Origin of the sequence: Aurantimonas marianensis, assembly GCF_024195285.1 — a bacterium.
GTDB lineage: Bacteria > Pseudomonadota > Alphaproteobacteria > Rhizobiales > Rhizobiaceae > Aurantimonas > Aurantimonas marianensis.
This window is the reverse complement of sequence record NZ_JALHBS010000138.1, coordinates 1-1,623: the sequence shown is the minus strand read 5'-3', so window position 1 is coordinate 1,623 and position 1,623 is coordinate 1. Positions and strand designations below refer to the sequence as shown.

3 protein-coding genes are annotated in these 1,623 nt (G+C 62.0%); all 3 read right to left on the bottom strand.

Features of this window, described 5'->3' with window-relative positions:
- Window positions 1-187 (bottom strand): ATP-binding cassette domain-containing protein (locus MJ956_RS18670; protein WP_253965919.1); only part of this gene is annotated, 187 nt, incomplete at its 3' end.
- Window positions 184-840, bottom strand: a complete 657-nt coding sequence (locus MJ956_RS18665; protein WP_253965918.1) for an amino acid ABC transporter permease — start codon at window positions 838-840, stop codon at window positions 184-186. The genes MJ956_RS18670 and MJ956_RS18665, both read right to left, overlap by 4 nt.
- 3 nt (window positions 841-843) lie before the next feature.
- Complete coding sequence (locus tag MJ956_RS18660; protein ID WP_253965917.1) at window positions 844-1,560, bottom strand: amino acid ABC transporter permease; 717 nt, start codon at window positions 1,558-1,560, stop codon at window positions 844-846.
- Window positions 1,561-1,623: the final 63 nt, after the last annotated feature.

The following is a 1,623-nucleotide window of genomic DNA, read 5'->3' as shown; positions in this document are numbered from 1 at the left end:
TATTGTCCACAGTGATCGAGCCCTTCTGCACCGGCTCAAGCCCGTTGACGCATTTGATTAACGTCGACTTGCCCGAACCGGAGGGACCGCAGACCACCACCACCTCGCCCCGAGCCACCTGCGTCGTGCAGTCGGCCAGAACCTGAAAGTCACCGTACCACTTCGAAACGTGCTGAATGTCGATCATGCGGGCTTTGCCTTTTGCAGACGGCGGACGAACAGCGACCCCGCGAGACAGATGACGAAATAGACCAGGGCGGCGAAAATATACATTTCCGCCAGCCGGCCCTCGGTCCGCGCGATGATCGATGAGACCGTCATAAAATCACGCAAGGAGACGACGAACACGAGGCTGGTGTCCTGAAAAAGGATGATGCCTTGCGTGACCAGGATCGGGATCATGTTCCGAAATGCCTGCGGCAGCACCACGTAACGCTGGATCTGCCAATAGGACAGTCCGGTCGCCTGACCCGCGTGTACCTGTCCGCTGCGCACCGACTGGATGCCGGCGCGGATGATCTCGGAATAATATGCCGCCTCGAACAGGATGAAGGCGATCAGCGCCGATTGGAAGCCGCCGACCGGACGCCCCAGCGCCAGCGGCACCAGAAAGTAGAACCAGAAGATAACGAGGATCAGCGGGACGGACCGGATCAGGTTCACGTAGCCCGCCGCGAAAAGCGACAGGGGCAATAGGCCGGATAAGCGCATCAGTGCCAGAACCGTGCCCAGGACGATGCCGCCGACGATCGCAAGGCCGGTCAGCAGGAGCGAGAGTTGCAGGCCCTGCCAGAGGAACGGCAGGTTGTCGGTGATGACGCCGATGTCGAAATCGCCCATCGCTCACTTCCCTCCCACGTAGCCGGGAATGCGCGTATGCTTCTCGATGACCTGCGCGGCAACGGTGGCCAGAAGCGCGATGCAGACGTAGATGACCGTCGCGGCGGTGAACGCCTCGAATCCCTGGAACGTGTACTCGGCGATCTGCTGGCTTTGCGCGGTGAGCTCCAGGAGCCCGATCGTCAGCGCAAGCGAGGAATTCTTGAAGATCGTCAGAAATTCCGACGTGAGAGGCGGCACGATCAGCCTGAAGGAGATCGGCAGCAGAACGTAGCGGTAGGCCTGGGCGACGGAAAGGCCGTTGGCATAGGCCGCGTTGGTCAGGCCGCCGCCGACCGCCTGGACGCCGGCGCGGACCTGTTCGGCCACGCGGCTTGCGGTGTAAAGGCCGAGCGCGACGACAGCCGTGACATATTCCGGGTTCGGCATATCCCGTTTCATCCAGCGGCCGAGATCTTCGGGCACGATCTCGGGCACGACGAAGTACCACAGGAACATCTGCACGAGCAGCGGCACGTTGCGGAACAGTTCGACATAGACCGTACAGATCAGCGCGATCGGGCGGGAGGGCAGCGTCCGCCCGACCCCAACGCTGACGCCCACGACGAGTGCGATGACCCAGGCCGCGAGCGCCACGGCGAACGTCCATTGGACGCCCGAAATAAGCCATCCCAGATAGGGGTCCTCGAACAGGACGGCCCAGTTCCAGTTGTAGTTCATCTTCGGATCGTCCCGCTGGTGATGGACGCGATGGCGGCGCTAGCGCTGCTTATTCAGGCAGCG